The organism is Streptomyces sp. NPDC052299 (genome assembly GCF_040679335.1).
Taxonomy (GTDB): Bacteria; Actinomycetota; Actinomycetes; order Streptomycetales; family Streptomycetaceae; genus Streptomyces.
In genome coordinates, this window is the sequence record NZ_JBFAUP010000005.1 from 73,657 (window position 1) to 89,493 (window position 15,837).

The following is a 15,837-nucleotide window of genomic DNA, read 5'->3' on the forward strand; positions in this document are numbered from 1 at the left end:
CACCATCCTGCGCCTCGGGTGGCCAGAGTCCGGAAGCGGGGTGGGACGGCCGATGCCGCACGGGGGGCACTATCACACGCTTTGTCATGAAAGAGCACGTGTCGTGCCCCGTGACGACGGGCCCCGGGCTCCGCGTCCGCGCGAACCACCCGTTCGGACCACAGCGCCGGTGGCCCGAACGGCGCACCATGGGCTCACGCACAGACCCGTGCGACGCACCGGCCGCAGCGGCCACCAGCCGCCGCGACGATCCGTGGGAGCCCCTATGACTCGTGCAGCCACGCCCCGGCACTATCTGATGTGTGCGCCTGCCCACTTCAAGGTGACGTATTCCATCAATCCGTGGATGGATCCCTCCAAGCCGGTCGACCTGCCGCTGGCGCAGACGCAGTGGGAGGACCTGCGCGACCGCTACCGCGCGCTCGGCCACACCGTCGACCTGCTGGAGCCGCACCCGGACCTGCCGGACATGGTCTTCGCGGCGAACGGGGCCACGGTGATCGACGGCCGGGTGCTGGGCGCCCGCTTCGCGTACCGGGAACGGTTCGAGGAGGCGGCCGCGCACCGGGACTGGTTCCTCGGGCACGGCTTCACCGAGGTCCACGAGCCGGACCACGTCAACGAGGGCGAGGGCGACTTCGCGGTGACCCGGTCCTACGTGCTGGCGGGCCGGGGTTTCCGGTCGTCGCCGCTCTCGCACGCGGAGGCGCAGGAGTTCTTCGGGCGGCCCGTGATCGGCCTCGATCTGGTGGACCCGCGCTACTACCACCTGGACACGGCCCTGTGCGTGCTGGACGACGCGGCCGACGAGGTCATGTACTACCCGCAGGCGTTCTCGCCGGGCAGCCGGGCGGTCCTGGCGCGGCTCTTCCCGGACGCGCTGATCGCCGGGGAGGCGGACGCGGCGGCGCTCGGCCTGAACGCCGTGAGCGACGGGCTCCACGTCCTGCTGCCGCAGGCCGCGACGGGGCTGTTCGACCCGCTCCGGGCGCGCGGCTTCGAGCCGGTGCCGATGGACCTGAGCGAGCTGCTGAAGGGCGGCGGCAGCGTGAAGTGCTGTACGCAGGAGCTGCGCGGCTAGCCGGCGTCCTGCGGGGGCGGCCAGGGGTCGCCCCAGTCGGTGTCCCGGGCGGTGCGGTACAGGGCGCCGTGCCGCTTGGTGACCGTGTCCCGGCGCAGGCCCTCGTCGCGGGTGCAGAGGTCGAGGAGCACCTGCCCCTTGCGGATCTGGGGCCTGCGGACGACCCGGGCGGCCACGGGCAGGGGCGTGAACCGGGTGGCGACGACGTAGCTGAACTTCTCGTCCTCGTACGCCAGTGAGCCGCCCTTCACCTGCCGGTGCAGCGAGGAGCGGCTGACCCGGGCCGAGAAGTGGCACCAGTCGGTGCCCGGCTCGATGGGGCAGGCGCCGCTGTGCGGGCAGGGGGCGGCGACGGTGAGCCCGGCGGCGATCAGGCGGTCGCGGGCCTCGATGATCCGGGCGTAGCCGCCGGGGGTGCCGGCCTCGACGACCACGACGGCCTGTCCGGCCCGGGCGGCGGCGTCGACGAGCGCGGTGCGGGCCGGGCCGGTCAGCTCGTTGAGCACGTAGGAGATCGTGACCAGGTCCGCCGGGGCGAGATCGAGGTCCTCGCCGATGCGGGCCCGCCGCCAGTCCGCCGTGCGCAGGGCGGTCGGGCCGGTGGCGGCCAGTTCGCGGCCGAGGGCGAGCGCGGGTTCGGCCCAGTCCAGGACGGTGGTGCGGTGGCCCTCCCACTCCCCCGCCACGGCCCAGCTCGCCGCCCCGGTGCCGCCGCCGACGTCGGTGTGCGTGGCGGGCGCCCAGTCGGGGGCGGCCTCGCGGAACGCGTCGAGGGCGGACCGTACCGCCTCGAAGGTGGCGGGCATCCGGTACGCCGCGTACGCGACCACGTCCGAGCGGTCGCGGAGCACCGGGGCGTCGGTGGGGATGGTGCCCCGGTAGTGGGCGATGAGCCGGTCGACGGCCTGGCCGGCCTGCTTGGGCGGCAGCCCGTCCAGGAGTCCGGCGAGGGCCGCGCGCAGGGCGTCCGCGGTGGGGAGGGTGGCGTTCACCGAAGGATTGTAGGCGGGGCGGGGCGCCCGTCAGATCGCCGAGGCGGTCCGCCAGGGACGGCACAGGCCCAGGAAGCAGACCAGGGCGCCGGCCGCGCAGACCAGCTGGACGACCGCCATGGGCACCGCCGTCTCCTCGCCCGCGATCCCGACCAGCGGGGAGGCGATGGCGCCGATCAGGAACTGTGAGGTGCCGAGCAGCGCGGAGGCGGAGCCGGCGGCGTGCTTGGTGCGCATCAGCGCCTGGGCGTTGGTGTTGGGCATCGCGAGCCCCATCGCCGACATCAGCACGAAGAGCCCGGCGGCCACCGGCACGAGGCCGACGTCGCCGAAGACCCCGGAGGTCATCAGGAGCAGCGCGGTCGCGGCGGCCAGGATGACCACGAGCCCGAAGGTGAGGGCCTTGTCCAGGCTGACCCGGCCGACGAGCAGCTTGCCGTTGATCTGGCCGACCGTGATCAGCCCGATGGAGTTGATGCCGAAGAGCAGGCTGAAGGTCTGCGGTGAGGCGCCGTAGATCTCCTGGATGACGAAGGGCGAGGCGCTGACGTACGCGAAGAGGGCGGCGAAGGCGAGGCTGCCGGCGATCATGTAGCCGGTGAAGACGCGGTCGGCGAGCAGGCCGCGCATGGTGCGCAGCGCGTCCCCGATGCCGCCGGTGTGGCGTTCGGCGGGCGGCAGGGTCTCGCCGAGCCACTTCCAGACGACGAACGTGAGCAGGACGCCGACGGCGGTGAGGACCCCGAAGATGCCGCGCCAGTCGGTGAGGCGCAGGACCTGGCCGCCGATGACCGGGGCGATGACGGGGGCGACGCCGGAGATCAGCATCAGCGTCGAGAAGAACCGGGCCATCGCGACGCCGTCGTACATGTCGCGGACCACGGCCCGGGAGATGACGATGCCCGCCGCGCCCGCGAGGCCCTGGATGAGGCGGAAGGCGATGAGGAGCCCGGCGGACGGGGCGAAGATGCAGAGCGCGGTGGCCAGCACGTAGACGGCCATGCCGAGCAGCAACGGGCGGCGCCTGCCCCAGCGGTCGCTCATGGGCCCGACGACGACCTGGCCGAGCGCCATGCCGGTGAGGCAGGCGGTCAGGGTGAGCTGGACCGTGGCGGCGGGTGCGTGCAGCGAGTCGGTGACGGCGGGGAGCGCCGGGAGGTACATGTCCATCGACAGCGGCGGGAGCGCCGTGAGGCCGCCGAGGACGAGGGTGACGAGGAGGCCGGTGCGCCGGGCGGCTGCGGTGGCTCTGCCGGTAGGAGGGGTCCCTTGCGGGGTGGTGTCGGTGGTGCGTATGTGCTGGGCCCCGCTGAGGCCGCTCTCCGGCATTCTCGTCTCCATAGTTGTTGAATCCGGCTCTATGCTCTCAGCTCGGCGGGGATGGTCGACACCTTTTTGGGAGCGTGCATGAGCAGGACTGTCCGTTGGGGCGTGCTGGCGACCGGAGGGATCGCGGCGACGTTCACCGCCGATCTCCAGGCCATGCCCGGCGCGGAGGTGGTGGCGGTGGCGTCCCGCTCGGATGCCTCGGCGCGGGCGTTCGCGGAGCGGTTCGGGATACCGCGGGCGTACGGCGACTGGGCCGGCCTGGTCGCGGACGACGAGGTCGACGTGGTGTACGTGGCCACGCCGCACTCCGCGCACCGGGAGGCCGCCGCGCTCGCGCTGGAGGCCGGGAAGCACGTGCTGTGCGAGAAGGCGTTCACGCTGAACGAGCGCGAGGCGCGGGAGCTGGTGAAGCTGGCCCGGGACCGCGGGGTCTTCCTGATGGAAGCGATGTGGACCTACTGCAACCCCTTGATCCGGCGCCTGACCGAGCTGGTGCGGGACGGGGCCATCGGGGAGATCCGGACCGTGCAGGCCGACTTCGGCTTCGCGGCGGACCTGGGCCCGGAGCACCGGCTGCGCGATCCCCGGCTGGGCGGCGGGGCGCTGCTGGACCTGGGCGTCTATCCGGTGTCGTTCGCGCAGCTGCTGCTGGGCGAGCCGGACCGGGTGCAGGCGGACGCCCTGCTGTCGCCGGAGGGCGTGGACCTGAACACCGGGATGCTGCTGGGCTGGGACTCGGGGGCGGCCGCTCTGCTGTCCTGCTCGATCGTCGGGCACCATCCGACGGCGGCCACGGTGATCGGGACGGCCGGGCGGATCGACATCCCGCACAGCTTCTTCCACCCGGAGGGCTTCGTGCTGCGCCGGGCGGGCGCCGAGCCCGAGGAGATCACCTCGGGCCCCGGCCCGCAGGGCCTGTCCGGGATGCAGTACGAGGCGGCCGAGGTGATGCGGGCGGTGCTGGCGGGCGAGACGGAGTCCCCACTGGTGCCGCTGGAAGGTTCGCTCGCGGTGATGCGGACGCTCGACGCGGTACGTGACCGCATCGGCGTCCGCTACCCGGTGGACTAAGCGGGCTCGAGGCCCGGGCGGCCGGCCTCGGTGACGTAGGAACCGGCGGTGGTGACGGGGGCGCCCGGCTTGGTGACGGCCGAGACCGTACGGAAGTCGGCGCGCGCCGAGCGCTCCTGGAGGGTGACGACGGCGTAGCCGCGGCGGCCGTTGTAGAACTTCAGGTGCGGGTTGGCCGCCATCAGGTTGTTGTAGTTGGACGGCTTCTCGGAGCCGTCCTTCCCGCTGGTGATGGACGTGGTGACGATCTCGGTGCCGACCGTGCGCGACGCCGGGTCGTCGAAGTCCCGCTTGATGTCGAAGCCGTAGCTGACGTGCACATCGCCGGTGAGGACCATGAGGTTGTCCACGCCGACGCGCTCGGCGCCCTCGAGGATGCGGTCCCGGGAGGCCGGGTAGCCGTCCCAGGAGTCCATGGAGAGCTTGAACGCGTCGGTGGGCACATCGCGCCGCTGGGCGAAGGTGACCTGCTGGGGCACGACGTTCCAGGTGGCGCGCGAGTGGCGCCAGCCGTCGATGAGCCACCGCTCCTGGGTGGCCCCGGTCAGCGTGCGCTTCGGGTCCTCGGACTCCGGTCCCGGCGTCTGCCAGCCGTCGCCGTACGCCTGGTCGCTGCGGTACTGCCGGGTGTCGAGCACGTCGAACTGGGCGAGCCGGCCGAAGCTCAGGCGGCGGTAGAGCCGCATGTCGGGGCCGGTCGGCCGCTGGGGCGCGCGCAGCGGCTGGTTCTCCCAGTACGCGCGGTAGGCGGCGGCCCGGCGGATCAGGAACTCCTCCGGCGGCACGCTGTTCTCGGGGATGTCGCCCGCGTAGTTGTTCTCGGTCTCGTGGTCGTCCCAGGTGACGACGAAGGGGTGCGCGGCGTGCGCGGCGCGCAGGTCCGGGTCGGACTTGTAGAGGGCGTACCGCAGCCGGTAGTCCTCCAGCGTCGTCGTCTCCCGGTTGAACAGCGCGGGGAGCGTGCGGTCGGTGTAGTTGCGGGCGCCGCCGGTGGCGGTGACGGCGTACTCGTAGAGGTAGTCGCCGAGGTGGAAGACGACGTCCACGTCCTCCTGGGCGAGGTGCTGGTACGCGGTGAAGTAGCCGTCGTGGTAGGCCTGGCAGGAGACGGCGGCCAGGGCCAGTTCGCGCTTGCGGGCGCCGGGCGCCGGTGCCGTGCGGGTGCGCCCGACCGGGCTCGTCCACTGTCCGGCGCGAAAACGGTAGTAGAGGACGCGGTCCGGGGCGAGGCCCCGCACCTCGACGTGGACGCTGTGGTTGAACTCCGGGTGCGCGTACGTGGTGCCGCGCCGCACGACGCGGCCGAACCGCTCGTCGTAAGCCAGCTCCCAGCGGACCTCGACGCGGGCGTCCGGGAGTCCGCTGCCGGGTTCGAACGGGCGGGGCGCGAGCCGCGTCCACAGCAGCACGGAGTCGGGCAGCGGGTCGCCGGAGGCGACGCCGAGCGTGAACGGGTCCTCGCCGATGCGCCGGGCCTCCATCTCGCGGGCGCTCGCGGTCCCGGCGGCGGGCAGGCCGACCGAGAAGGCGAGCGCGGCGGCGGCGCCGGTGACGGTGAGGAAGCGGCGGCGGTCGGTGTGCCGGGCGGCGTCGCGCAGCTCCTGCTGTGGCGATGAGTGCGTCATCTGTCCCTCCCCTGACTGGTGGTGTGGGGGAAGTCCAGCGGCCCGGCGCATCCGGAGGCTGACGTGTTCGCGTCGCGCGGGCGTCGCCCGGATGAGGAGTGCGGCAGGATGGTGCCCCCAGGGGCAAACTCCGCGTTCGCGGCCAAATCCATGATCATCCGTCGGTGCCGGACAGGCGCGGGAATCGCCGGTGCCCCGCTCCGAATCACCCCGCCGGGGCTGCGCGTACGCTGCGGCCGCATGAACAACAATTTGTTGAACGAGCCGGGCGCACCGGCGAGGACGGCCGTCGTCACGGGCGCCGGCTCCGGCATCGGCCGCGCGGTGGCCCTGGCGCTGACCGGCGCGGGCTGGTCGGTGGCGCTCGCGGGCAGGCGCCCGGACCCGCTGGCCGAGACCGCCGCCCTGGCCGGGGAGCACGCCCGGGTGCTCACCGTTCCGGCCGACGTGACGCGCCCGCAGGACGTGGACGCGCTGTTCTCCGCCGTGCGGGAGTGGACCGGCCGCCTCGATCTGCTCTTCAACAACGCGGGGACCTTCGGGCCGGGCGGGCCCGTCGAGGAGCTGGCGTACGAGGACTGGCGCGGGGTGGTCGACGTCAACCTGACGGGGGCGTTCCTGTGCGCGCAGGCGGCGTACCGGCAGATGAAGGAGCAGGACCCGCAGGGCGGGCGGATCATCAACAACGGTTCGATCTCCGCGCACACGCCGCGCCCGCACTCGGTGGCGTACACCGCGACGAAGCACGCGATCACCGGCCTGACGAAGTCGCTGTCGCTGGACGGGCGCCCGTATCGCATCGCCTGCGGCCAGATCGACATCGGGAACGCGGCGACGGAGATGACGGAGCGGATGCGGACGGGCACCCTCCAGGCCAACGGCGAACTGGCCGTGGAACCGGTGATGGCGGCCGGCGACGTGGCCCGCACGGTGCTGCACATGGCGGAGCTGCCCCTGGAGGCGAACGTCCAGTTCGCGACGGTGATGGCGACGGCGATGCCGTACGTGGGAAGGGGCTGAGGGGGCGCGGGGGCGCGCCGGGAATGCCGCCGGGGCGTGGGGGGTTGAGGGGCACATGACTGAGCTTCCCGAGATCCTGCGCTACACCGCGTTCTCCGCCGACCCCGGGGGCGGCAACCCGGCCGGGGTGGTGCTCGACGCGTCCGGGCTCGACGAGGCGGCCATGCTGGCCGTGGCGGCGGACCTCGGCTACAGCGAGACCGCGTTCCTGACCGGGCGGACCGAGCCGTCGGAGCCGGGTGCGCGCGGTTACGCGGTCCGCTACTTCAGCCCGAAGGCCGAGGTGCCGTTCTGCGGTCACGCGACGGTCGCCGCCGCCCTCGCGCTCGCCGAGCGGGACGGGCCGGGCGAGGTGGAGTTCGCCACGCCCGCCGGTACGGTGCCGGTCACCGTGGTCAGCGAGGGCGGCGAGCTGCGGGCGACGCTGACCAGTGTGGAGCCGCGCGTCGAGGACGTGGCGGCGGGCGACCTCGCGGAGGCGCTGGCGGCGCTCGACTGGCCGGCCGCCGACCTCGACCCGGCCCTGCCGCCCCGCATCGCGTACGCCGGGGCCCGCCACCTCGTGCTGGCGGCGGCCACCCGGGAGCGGCTGGCCGCGCTGGACTACGACTTCGCGCGGCTGGAGGCGCTGATGCACCGGCTGGACCTGACGACCGTGCAGCTGGTGTGGCGGGCCTCCGACGCGGTGTTCCACGTCCGCGATCCGTTCCCGGTCGGCGGTGTGGTGGAGGACCCGGCGACGGGTGCGGCGGCGGCCGCGTTCGGGGCGTACCTGCGGGAGCTGGCCCTCGTGCCGGAGGCCGCCGTGCTGACCCTGCACCAGGGCGAGGACATGGGCCGCCCCGGCACCCTCACCGTGACGCTGGGGGCGGGCGACGCGCGGGTGCGGGTGAGCGGGACGGGCACCCGGCTGCCCGACCCGGCCTGACGCGGGGCCGGTCCGGGTCAGCCGCGCCCCAGGGGGTGTCTTGCCGATCAGGGTCGGATCAGGCCGCGGCGTCTGGTGCGGTGCATCGCAAGGCGCCGGAGCGTCTCGATAGCGGAGCTATCGGGGCGTTTCGGCAACGCCGCGAGGTGCCGTGCCAGACGCCGCGGACCCGGCCATGATCGGCAAGACACCCCCGAGGGCGCAGGTGAAGACCGTGTCGCCGTCCTGCACCGCGCGCACCCGGAGGCCGTCCGGCGCGGTCCGGGCCTCGATCCAGCAGGGGCGGTCCAGCTCCACGTACCGGAGGAAGTCCGAGCGCAGGGTGACCGGGAGGAAGCCGGGCACGGTGGCGTTGGCCGCCTGCCGGGCCGCCTCCAGGAGCAGGATGCCGGGCACATGGTCGTTGGGGCGGGCGAACAGCGTCGGGTGCCCGGTGTCGAGCCGCAGCGGCCAGCGTCCGGGCGCGACGGGCTGCCCCAGGACGACGTCGCGCTCGGCGGCCCGGCCGACGGTGCGCGGGGCGAGCGCCGGGAGCGGGGGCGGGGGCACGGTGGCGGACCGGTGGCCGCGCAGGCGGTGGTAGGCGGCGGCCGACGTGCAGCTGATCCGCGAACCGCAGACGGCGATCACCGCCCCGCCCCGGCGCAGCTCGAAGTCGACGCGCATCGAGCCGAGGCCGCGCCCCCGGCGGCGGACGTCGGAGCAGTTCACCTCGACCATGACGTCCCAGGGGTCGTCGCCGAGCACGAGGTGCCCGGCGGCCGTGGTGTAGCGCAGCTCCCACATCACGAACGCGTCGCCGAGCGGCACCCCGAGCTCCGCGTGGCAGACCAGCATGGCCGCCTGCCGCATCGTTTCCGCGATCAGCAGCGGGTCCTGGTGGCCCGCCACGGGGGCGAAGAAGCGGTGGTTGCGCGGCCAGTGCGCGGGCACGCAGAACCGGGTCTCGCTCAGCCGGGCCACGCCGGTCGGGAAGCGGTCCCGCGCGTCCGGGCGGTGGGCCATCCGCCCGAGCTCCTCCCGGGTGACGCGTGCGGCGGAGAAATGGACCATGGGGTGCCCCCGGGAGACTGCGGTTCGATGGGCCGGGGTGCCCCCGGCCCGGCTGTGACCCGGCCAGTTTGCCCCGGCCCGACCGACAGTTTCCAGCCACCCTCCCAGCTGCCTCTCGAGTCCTCCTGGAGCCGGACCCTAAGGTGAGTCGGGTGACCGGTCGTTACCCATGTGACAGGAGTGGCTCATGTCCGTGCACCGCGTGGTCCCCAACATCCCGGTAGGTCCCGGTGACGGCGCCGGGCCGGCCGCGTCCGCCCTGCGGGACAACAGCGCCTTCTACGGCCTGCTCGGCTTCGAAGAGGTCATGAATCATGGCTGGATCATGACCCTCGCCTCCCCCACCCAGCCCACTGCCCAGATCAGCTTCATGACCAAGGACGAGACCGGCCCGGTCAACCCGGACCTCAGCGTGGAGGTGGCCGACGTGGACGCGGTGCACGCCGCGCTCGTCCGCGAAGGGGCCGAGATCGTGTACGGCCCGCACGACGAGGAGTGGGGCGTGCGCCGGTTCTTCGTGCGCGACCCGAACGGCCTCGTGGTCAACGTACTGACGCACCGCTGAGCCGCCGCACCGCCTCCACCGTCTCCGCCGCCCCGTCCTCCGCGGCCATCAGCTCCGCGCCCTTCGCGGCCGCCTCCCGGTAGGCCCGCTGCCGCACGACGCGGTCGAGGGCGTCGGCGAGGCGGTCGGCGGTGAGGGTGCGGAAGGGGACCGGCTCGTCGGCGGCGCCGATCGCGGCCAGGCGGCCGGCCCAGAACGGCTGGTCGGCGGTCACCGGCACGGTCACCGCGGGGACCCCGGCCCGCAGCGCGGCGGCCGAGGTGCCGGCTCCGGCGTGGTGGACCACGGCCGCCAGGTGCGGGAACAGCGGGGCGTGCGGGACGTCCCCGATGGTGAGCACGTCGTCGCCCTCGGCGGCGAGACCGGCGCTGCCCGACTGGAGGATGCCGCGCAGCTTCGCGCGGCGCAGGGCCCGCACGGCGAGCTCGCTGAGCCGTTCGCCCTCACCGGCGGCCATGCTGCCGAAGCCGATGAGGACGGGCGGGGCTCCGGCGCCCAGGAAGTCCGCCAGTTCCGGCGGCAGTTGCGCGTCCGGGTCGTGGTGCGGCCACCAGTTTCCGACCACCCGCAGGCCGGGGCGCCAGTCGGCGGGACGCGGCACCAGGGCGGAGCTGAATCCGTGCAGGACGGGCCAGTCCGCGCGCTCCTGGCGGCGGCGCGCTTCGGAGGGCCTGGCCCGGGGCAGCCCGAGCCGTTCGCGGAGCGCGGTCACCGCCGGGGCGTACAGCCGGTCGGTCATGCGGAGCGCGAAGCGCCCGGCCAGGCGGTTGCCGGGACGGCCGAGGGAGCGGGCGCCCGTCACGACGGGCGGGAAGTCGCCGGTCGGCGCGGTGGGCTGGAGGTAGACGCCGATGCCCGGGGTGCCCGTGGCCTCGGTGAGGTGCCAGCCCAGCGGGGCGGTCGTGGTCGAGAGCAGCAGCAGGTCCGTGCCGTCGGTCATCGCGTCGGCGAACCCCTGGCCCAGGTCCGCGATGAACGCCGAGGCGGCCCGCATGAGTTCCCGCCTGTCGCCGCTCCCGCCGCCGCCCTGCGCCGGGTTGCCCGGGAGGGCGCGGAAGTCCAGCCCGGCGGCGCGGGCCAGGGGTGCGAAGGTGTCCGTGGTGGCGAGGGCGACGTCGTGACCGGCCGCGCGGAGTGCCGCGCCCAGGCCGGTGTACGGGGCGACGTCACCGCGCGATCCGGCGGCGGCGATCAGTATTCTCATCGGTTCTCCTCGGGTTCGTCGGTGCGCACGGCTCGTCGATCCGCCCCGCTCGTCCGTCCGCCCCCGCTCATCCGTCGTCCCCGCCGTCCGTGCGGCGGGCCGCGTTGGCGTGGACGGCCTTGCACAGGTAGGCGGCCAGGCCGGGGCGCTGCTGGGACGGCGGCACGACCAGGGCGAAGGCGCGCGGATCGGCGGCGAAGTCGTCCGCGATGCGCCGGTGCATGTCGGGCGGGCAGGCGGTGAACCAGCGGGAGATGTGCAGCCGGTGCTCCTCGGCGAGGTCGGTCGCCCGTTCGCCGTCGCTCGGCTCGCCCTCGTCGAAGGCCGCCAGCAGTTCGGCGCGCCAGGCGGTGGCCTCGCCCATGAGCTGCCGCCAGTCCTCCTTGGTGTGCGCGGCGGCCCGGGCCATCGACTCCCGCTGCCCCGGTGAGTCCGCCCACTTGAGCGCCGCCTCGGTGGCGTAACTCAGGTCGGCGGTGATCTCGCCGAACACCTCGAAGCGCTCCCGGGGCGTCAGCGTGACCCCGGTCCGCTGCACCTCGATCGCCCGCTGGGCCACCCCCGAGAGCCGCCGTAGCCTGGCGATCTCCGCCTCCAGCTGCTCCTGCCGGGCCCGCAGAAGGTCCAGGGCGTTGGCCTGCGGGTCCTTGAAGATCTCGGCGATCTCGTCCAGCGGGAAGCCCAGTTCGCGGTAGAAGAGGATCTGCTGGAGCCGGACCAGGTCCGCCTCGCCGTAGAGCCGGTAGCCGGCCTGGCTGCGCCCACTGGGCGAGAGCAGCCCCGCCTTGTCGTAGTGGTGCAGCGTCCGCACCGTCACTCCGGCGAAGGCCGCCACCTGCCCCACGGAATAACTCATCCACCTGCCCTTCCCTCGCGACCGTGACCGATCATCGAGCCTGACGTAAGGGGAGGGTCAAGCCGCGCTCCGGTGGGGGCGGACGGGAGAACCGGTCAGATCGCGTCCAGGGCGCGGCCGTTGGTGCGCGGGCCGAGCAGTCGCACGTTCACGCACAGCAGCACCATCAGGACCCCGGAGCCGGTGAACACCGCGGTGGCCCCCAGGTCCTCCAGCACGTCGAGCGCGACGAACGGCAGGACCACCGACGTCAGCCGGGACAGCGAGTACGCGATCCCGATGGCGCTGGAGCGCAGTCCGGTCGGGAAGATCTCCGTCTGGTAGACGTGGAAGGCGTTGGAGAACACGTTGCTGCACACGGTGAGCAGGAACCCCGCGCCGACGATCAGCCACGACGCGGACGCGAACGCGAAGACCAGACCGAAGGAGGCGATGCCGAGAGCCGAGGCGATGATGAGGGTGCGCCGCTCGACGCGGTCGATCAACGGCACGGAGAGCGCGGAGCCCACCGGGTAGCCGAGGTAACTGAGGGCGGCGTACGTCAGTGACTCGGTGACGGTGTGGCCCTTGGCCTGCAGCACGACGGGGGCGAGGGAGCCGAAACCGTAGTAGCCGACCGTCTGCAGCACCTGGAAGATCCACCACATGATCGTGCGACGGGCGTAGGGCGGCTGGAACATGCGCTTGAGCGGCACCCGGACGGGACCGGTCGGTGCCTCCGCAGGCTCCGGCCGTACCGCCGGGGGCTTCGTCGGCGTCGGCGCGCCACCCGCCCGCGCCTCGATGTCCCGCACGATCGCCTCCGCCTCGGCGTTCCGTCCCCGCGCGCTCAGCCAGCGCGGCGACTCGGGCAGCCGGGTGCGCAGCAGCTGGATGAAGGCGGCGCCCAGAGCCCCCGCCACGAGCAGCCAACGCCAGCCGTCCACACCGAACAGCTCGTGCTTGGCGACGAGCCGGGCGCCGAGCAACGCCGCCACCGGGACCCCGACGAAGCCGAGCGTGTAGGCCCAGGCTATGTACCGGCCGCGCACGGACCGCGGCAGGAACTCGGCCAAGTAGGTGTCGACAAGGACGAGTTCGGCTCCGAGGCCGAGTCCGGCGAGGAACCGCAGCACCGACAGCTGGGTGGCGTCCTGCGCGAACGCGCAGGCGAGCGAACAGAGTGAGTACGCCCCCAGGTTGATGAGGAACATCCGTCGCCGCCCGAACCGGTCGGCCAGGAAGGACAGGACGTTCGCGCCGACGAACATCCCGAGGAAACTGGACGCGATCAGCCAGGACTTCTGATGATGCGACAGGCCCCAGGGCTCCGCGAGAGCGGCGGCGAGTACGCCGCCGAGGAACACCTCGTACAGGTCGAAGAAGGCCCCGATGCCGACGATCGCCGTCAGCCGCCGGTGCCACCCGCTCGCCGGGAGCCGGTCCAGCCGGCTCCCCGTGTCGCTGGATTCGCCTGTTTCTGGAACCGCTCCGGCGGCCTCCTGGGTAGTCACGCGGTCAAACTAGCTGCTGGTGCCACATAAATAAAGAGTCCGTTCGCCAGGAGAGATCCGGCCCGCCGAGGGCGCGGGGGGACCGCCCCGCACGCCGCTCGGCGCCGGGTGTCGCGGCCGCGCCACCGCACCCCGGCTTCGGTGGTAGTGCCCGGAATATCCGGGATCAGCTCCGTGCGACCGTGTTGGCGAGGGTGACGCCGTGGCTGCTGAAATCGAGGGTGACCCGGTCACCGTCCGCCATGACGTGCCCGCCGTGGAAGCTTCCGCGGTCGGCCCCCAGGTACACGTAGTGGACGCGCCCGGGAGTGTGGAGCGTCTCGTACCCGAACAGGTTCGTCATCATGGTGTCGAGGTCGTAGTACAGGGCATCGGTGCCCGTGGTGAACGTCCCCTTCCACACGGAGACGCCGTCCCGCTCGATGGTCGTGGCACCGGTGACCTGGGCCGGCGGCGGGCCGAGCCGCAGACCGGGTGCGATCGCCGCGTCGCAGAGCTTGGCGTACGACAAGTGGCCGTTGTGCTGCTTGAACCGCCCGATGTCGGTCAGGTCGTTGCCGAAGGTGTATCCGGCGTACCGCGGCCTGCCCGTCCCCGGGGCCCCCACGTAGACAAGGACGACCTCCGCCTCCTCGCACACGGCGACCGCGTCGCCGGGGACGGACAGGGGCTCGCCCGGCAGCCGCAGCCGCTCGCCGAGGCCCTTGAAGAACCAGGTGGGCTGATCGGCCGTCACCGTGCCGATCTTCACGTTGTGGGTCATCATGAAGCCACTGACCAGGGCGTCGCCCAGGTGGCCGGGGAGCAGGGGGACCCGCGCGCGCAGCGCCTCCCGGTCCGCCGCCGGCACCTCGACCGGCTCCCTGCCGGACGTCAGGGCGGTCACGTCGCCCTCGGCGTCCGCGAGCAGGGACGCCAGTTCTCCCGGACCGCACGGATACAGGCGCACCGCGCCCTTCGCCGCGCCGGGCTCCTCGAAGCCGAACCAGCGACGGTCGCGGTGGTCGAACTCGTAGACGGTCGTCACGATGCGACGCCTTCCTTCCGTTCCTCGCACTGCCGGGCCAGGGCCCGCCGGTCGGTCTTGCCGTTTCCGTTGAGGGGGAGGGCGGCTCGGTACTCGAAGCGGCGGGGGATCATGTACGAGGGCAGGAGCGCGGCCAGATGGCCCCGCAGGGTCCGGGACGGGGTCTCCTCGCCGGTGTAGAACGCCACCAGGTCGAGGCTGCCGATCTGCCCGGGGACGGCGAGCACCACGGCGTCCGCCACACCCGGCAGCAGCCGCAGGCCCCCCTCGATCTCGGCCAGTTCGACGCGGTGGCCGCGGATCTTCACCTGCGAGTCCAGGCGCCCCAGATGGGTCAGCGTGCCGTCCGGCCCCCGGCGCACCAGGTCCCCGGTGCGGTACCAGTCCGACGGGATCGGTGCGCGACCGGTGACGGGGAGGAAGGCTCCGCCCTCGGCCGAGGCGAGGAAGCGGCCCGTGTTGTCCTCGGGGGCGAGGTAGCCGCCGAAGCGCTGCGGCCCCCGCACGCACAGTTCGCCTTCGTCGGTGTCGTGTCCGTCGGCGACGACCACGGACTCCAGATGGGGGTACACGTGTCCGATCGGGACGGTGCGGTTGGCGGTGGCGGGCCAGTCCTCGACCCGTTCGGGCAGCCGGTAGGCGGAGACGTAGACGGTCAGTTCGGTGGGACCGTAGACGTTCTCCACGGCCCCGCCCGGGGTCGCCGCGTGCCAGGCCGCGGCCTGCTCGACGGTGAGCTGCTCGCCGAGGAAGAGGCTCAGCCGTACGGACGGCATGCACCCGGGCACGAGTTCGCCGACGCCGAGGGCGGTGGTGACCGCCGACGGCACCGAGGTCCAGTGCGTCAGGGAGGCGGCGTTGGCCCAGCGCACCGGGTGCATCAGGTCCTGGGGGGCGGGTGCCACCAGCGTGGCACCCGAGCCCCAGGCGACGAAGAGGTCGAAGACGGAGACGTCGAAGGCGAAGTCGAAGTTCTGCGTCATCCGGTCGCCGGGTCCCGTCCCGTACCGGGCGATGTTGTGCGTGACGAAACTGAGCGCGTTGGCGTGGGTGACGGGCACGCCCTTGGGCCGGCCCGTGCTGCCCGACGTGAAGAGGATGTACGCGACCTGCTCCGCCCGGACCCGCTCCGCGCGGACCGCCGGGATCGCGGCCCCGTCCACGGGCGCCCCGACCTCGGGTATCCGCTCGGTCAGCACCCCCGGCACGTCGCGGAGAGCGGCGGCCGGACCGTGCACGTCGTCGGTGAGGACGAGGGACAGCCCCGCCGCGCCGGTGATCGCCCGGATGCGCTCGGCCGGGGCGGAGCTGCTGATGGGGACGACGGTGGCGCCCAGCTTCAGTACGGCCAGGTACGCCACGTACGTACGGGCCGACTTCGCGCCCAGCAGGCCGATCCGGGCCGGAACCGGGGCGGGCCCGGCCGCGAGGCCGGCGGCCAGGACGTCGGCCGCGCGGGTGAGTTCGGCGTAGGTCAGCGGGGGCTCGCCGGGTGTCTCCAGGGCCACGGCGTCCGGATGGCGGACTGCCGTGGCCTCGACGAGTTCGTGCAGCCGGGCCGGCGGGCCGGACGGCGTCGGGATGCCGGTCATA

General features: G+C 73.4%; 14 protein-coding genes. 5 read left to right on the top strand and 9 right to left on the bottom strand.

Translation table 11 applies throughout. The features are described 5' to 3' along the window. Positions 1-265 precede the first annotated feature (265 nt). Positions 266-1,081, top strand: a complete 816-nt coding sequence (gene ddaH, locus AB0L33_RS10165) for a dimethylargininase (protein WP_365679573.1) — start codon at positions 266-268, stop codon at positions 1,079-1,081. On the opposite strand, the gene AB0L33_RS10170 is transcribed toward ddaH, so the two are convergent. Both AB0L33_RS10170 and AB0L33_RS10175 read right to left on the bottom strand, forming a co-directional pair. Next, on the bottom strand, positions 1,078-2,073 hold the full coding sequence (locus AB0L33_RS10170; protein ID WP_365679575.1) for a small ribosomal subunit Rsm22 family protein: 996 nt from the start codon (positions 2,071-2,073) through the stop codon (positions 1,078-1,080). The genes ddaH and AB0L33_RS10170 overlap by 4 nt on opposite strands. 30 nt (positions 2,074-2,103) lie before the next feature. Further along, positions 2,104-3,402, bottom strand: coding sequence for a multidrug effflux MFS transporter (locus AB0L33_RS10175; protein WP_365679577.1), 1,299 nt, complete (start codon positions 3,400-3,402; stop codon positions 2,104-2,106). 78 nt (positions 3,403-3,480) lie between these two features. On the opposite strand from AB0L33_RS10175, the gene AB0L33_RS10180 reads away from it, so the two are divergent. After that, complete coding sequence (locus AB0L33_RS10180; RefSeq protein WP_365679579.1) at positions 3,481-4,473, top strand: Gfo/Idh/MocA family oxidoreductase; 993 nt, start codon at positions 3,481-3,483, stop codon at positions 4,471-4,473. Here AB0L33_RS10180 and AB0L33_RS10185 read toward each other — a convergent pair. Continuing rightward, on the bottom strand, positions 4,470-6,098 hold the full coding sequence (locus AB0L33_RS10185) for an alkaline phosphatase D family protein (RefSeq protein WP_365679581.1): 1,629 nt from the start codon (positions 6,096-6,098) through the stop codon (positions 4,470-4,472). The genes AB0L33_RS10180 and AB0L33_RS10185 overlap by 4 nt on opposite strands. A gap of 240 nt (positions 6,099-6,338) precedes the next feature. Between AB0L33_RS10185 and AB0L33_RS10190 the strand changes: the two genes are divergently transcribed. Both AB0L33_RS10190 and AB0L33_RS10195 read left to right on the top strand, forming a co-directional pair. Beyond that, complete coding sequence (locus tag AB0L33_RS10190; RefSeq protein WP_365679583.1) at positions 6,339-7,118, top strand: SDR family oxidoreductase; 780 nt, start codon at positions 6,339-6,341, stop codon at positions 7,116-7,118. A gap of 55 nt (positions 7,119-7,173) precedes the next feature. After that, the gene (locus AB0L33_RS10195; RefSeq protein WP_365679586.1) at positions 7,174-8,046 is read left to right on the top strand and encodes a PhzF family phenazine biosynthesis isomerase; all 873 of its coding nucleotides are present in this window, start codon (positions 7,174-7,176) and stop codon (positions 8,044-8,046) included. Positions 8,047-8,163: 117 nt separating this feature from the next. On the opposite strand, the gene AB0L33_RS10200 is transcribed toward AB0L33_RS10195, so the two are convergent. Then, positions 8,164-9,099 carry a ScbA/BarX family gamma-butyrolactone biosynthesis protein gene (locus tag AB0L33_RS10200; protein ID WP_365679588.1) on the bottom strand — a complete coding sequence of 312 codons (936 nt, stop codon included), beginning with the start codon at positions 9,097-9,099 and terminating at the stop codon, positions 8,164-8,166. A 187-nt stretch (positions 9,100-9,286) separates the two neighbouring features. Between AB0L33_RS10200 and AB0L33_RS10205 the strand changes: the two genes are divergently transcribed. Beyond that, positions 9,287-9,664 carry a VOC family protein gene (locus AB0L33_RS10205; protein ID WP_365679590.1) on the top strand — a complete coding sequence of 126 codons (378 nt, stop codon included), beginning with the start codon at positions 9,287-9,289 and terminating at the stop codon, positions 9,662-9,664. Here the strand turns inward: AB0L33_RS10205 and AB0L33_RS10210 are convergent. The 5 genes from AB0L33_RS10210 to AB0L33_RS10230 all read right to left on the bottom strand — a co-directional run bounded on the left by AB0L33_RS10210 (position 9,642) and on the right by AB0L33_RS10230 (position 15,836). Then, on the bottom strand, positions 9,642-10,868 hold the full coding sequence (locus AB0L33_RS10210; RefSeq protein ID WP_365679592.1) for a glycosyltransferase: 1,227 nt from the start codon (positions 10,866-10,868) through the stop codon (positions 9,642-9,644). The two genes, AB0L33_RS10205 and AB0L33_RS10210, sit on opposite strands and share 23 nt — an antisense overlap. Before the next feature lie 67 nt (positions 10,869-10,935). Further along, positions 10,936-11,724, bottom strand: a complete 789-nt coding sequence (locus tag AB0L33_RS10215) for a MerR family transcriptional regulator (RefSeq protein ID WP_365679594.1) — start codon at positions 11,722-11,724, stop codon at positions 10,936-10,938. 95 nt (positions 11,725-11,819) lie between these two features. Beyond that, positions 11,820-13,217 carry an MFS transporter gene (locus AB0L33_RS10220; protein WP_365679596.1) on the bottom strand — a complete coding sequence of 466 codons (1,398 nt, stop codon included), beginning with the start codon at positions 13,215-13,217 and terminating at the stop codon, positions 11,820-11,822. A 166-nt stretch (positions 13,218-13,383) separates the two neighbouring features. Further along, entirely contained in the window at positions 13,384-14,244 is an 861-nt protein-coding gene (locus AB0L33_RS10225) for an FAH family protein (protein WP_365679598.1), read from the bottom strand. Further along, positions 14,241-15,836 (bottom strand): amino acid adenylation domain-containing protein, encoded by a 1,596-nt coding sequence (locus AB0L33_RS10230; RefSeq protein ID WP_365679600.1) that lies wholly within the window; start codon positions 15,834-15,836, stop codon positions 14,241-14,243. Before AB0L33_RS10230 ends, AB0L33_RS10225 begins: the two co-directional genes overlap by 4 nt. Position 15,837 lies beyond the last annotated feature (1 nt).

Bases quoted from the DNA above. Each gene is read 5' to 3' on its own strand.
- AB0L33_RS10180 (WP_365679579.1), top strand. From the start codon at position 3,481: ATGAGCAGGACTGTCCGTTGGGGCGTGCTGGCGACCGGAGGGATCGCG.
- AB0L33_RS10215 (WP_365679594.1), bottom strand. From the start codon at position 11,724: ATGAGTTATTCCGTGGGGCAGGTGGCGGCCTTCGCCGGAGTGACGGTG.
- AB0L33_RS10230 (WP_365679600.1), bottom strand. From the start codon at position 15,836: ATGACCGGCATCCCGACGCCGTCCGGCCCGCCGGCCCGGCTGCACGAA.
- AB0L33_RS10200 (WP_365679588.1), bottom strand. From the start codon at position 9,099: ATGGTCCATTTCTCCGCCGCACGCGTCACCCGGGAGGAGCTCGGGCGG.
- ddaH (WP_365679573.1), top strand. From the start codon at position 266: ATGACTCGTGCAGCCACGCCCCGGCACTATCTGATGTGTGCGCCTGCC.
- AB0L33_RS10205 (WP_365679590.1), top strand. From the start codon at position 9,287: ATGTCCGTGCACCGCGTGGTCCCCAACATCCCGGTAGGTCCCGGTGAC.
- AB0L33_RS10185 (WP_365679581.1), bottom strand. From the start codon at position 6,098: ATGACGCACTCATCGCCACAGCAGGAGCTGCGCGACGCCGCCCGGCAC.
- AB0L33_RS10175 (WP_365679577.1), bottom strand. From the start codon at position 3,402: ATGCCGGAGAGCGGCCTCAGCGGGGCCCAGCACATACGCACCACCGAC.
- AB0L33_RS10210 (WP_365679592.1), bottom strand. From the start codon at position 10,868: ATGAGAATACTGATCGCCGCCGCCGGATCGCGCGGTGACGTCGCCCCG.
- AB0L33_RS10190 (WP_365679583.1), top strand. From the start codon at position 6,339: ATGAACAACAATTTGTTGAACGAGCCGGGCGCACCGGCGAGGACGGCC.
- AB0L33_RS10195 (WP_365679586.1), top strand. From the start codon at position 7,174: ATGACTGAGCTTCCCGAGATCCTGCGCTACACCGCGTTCTCCGCCGAC.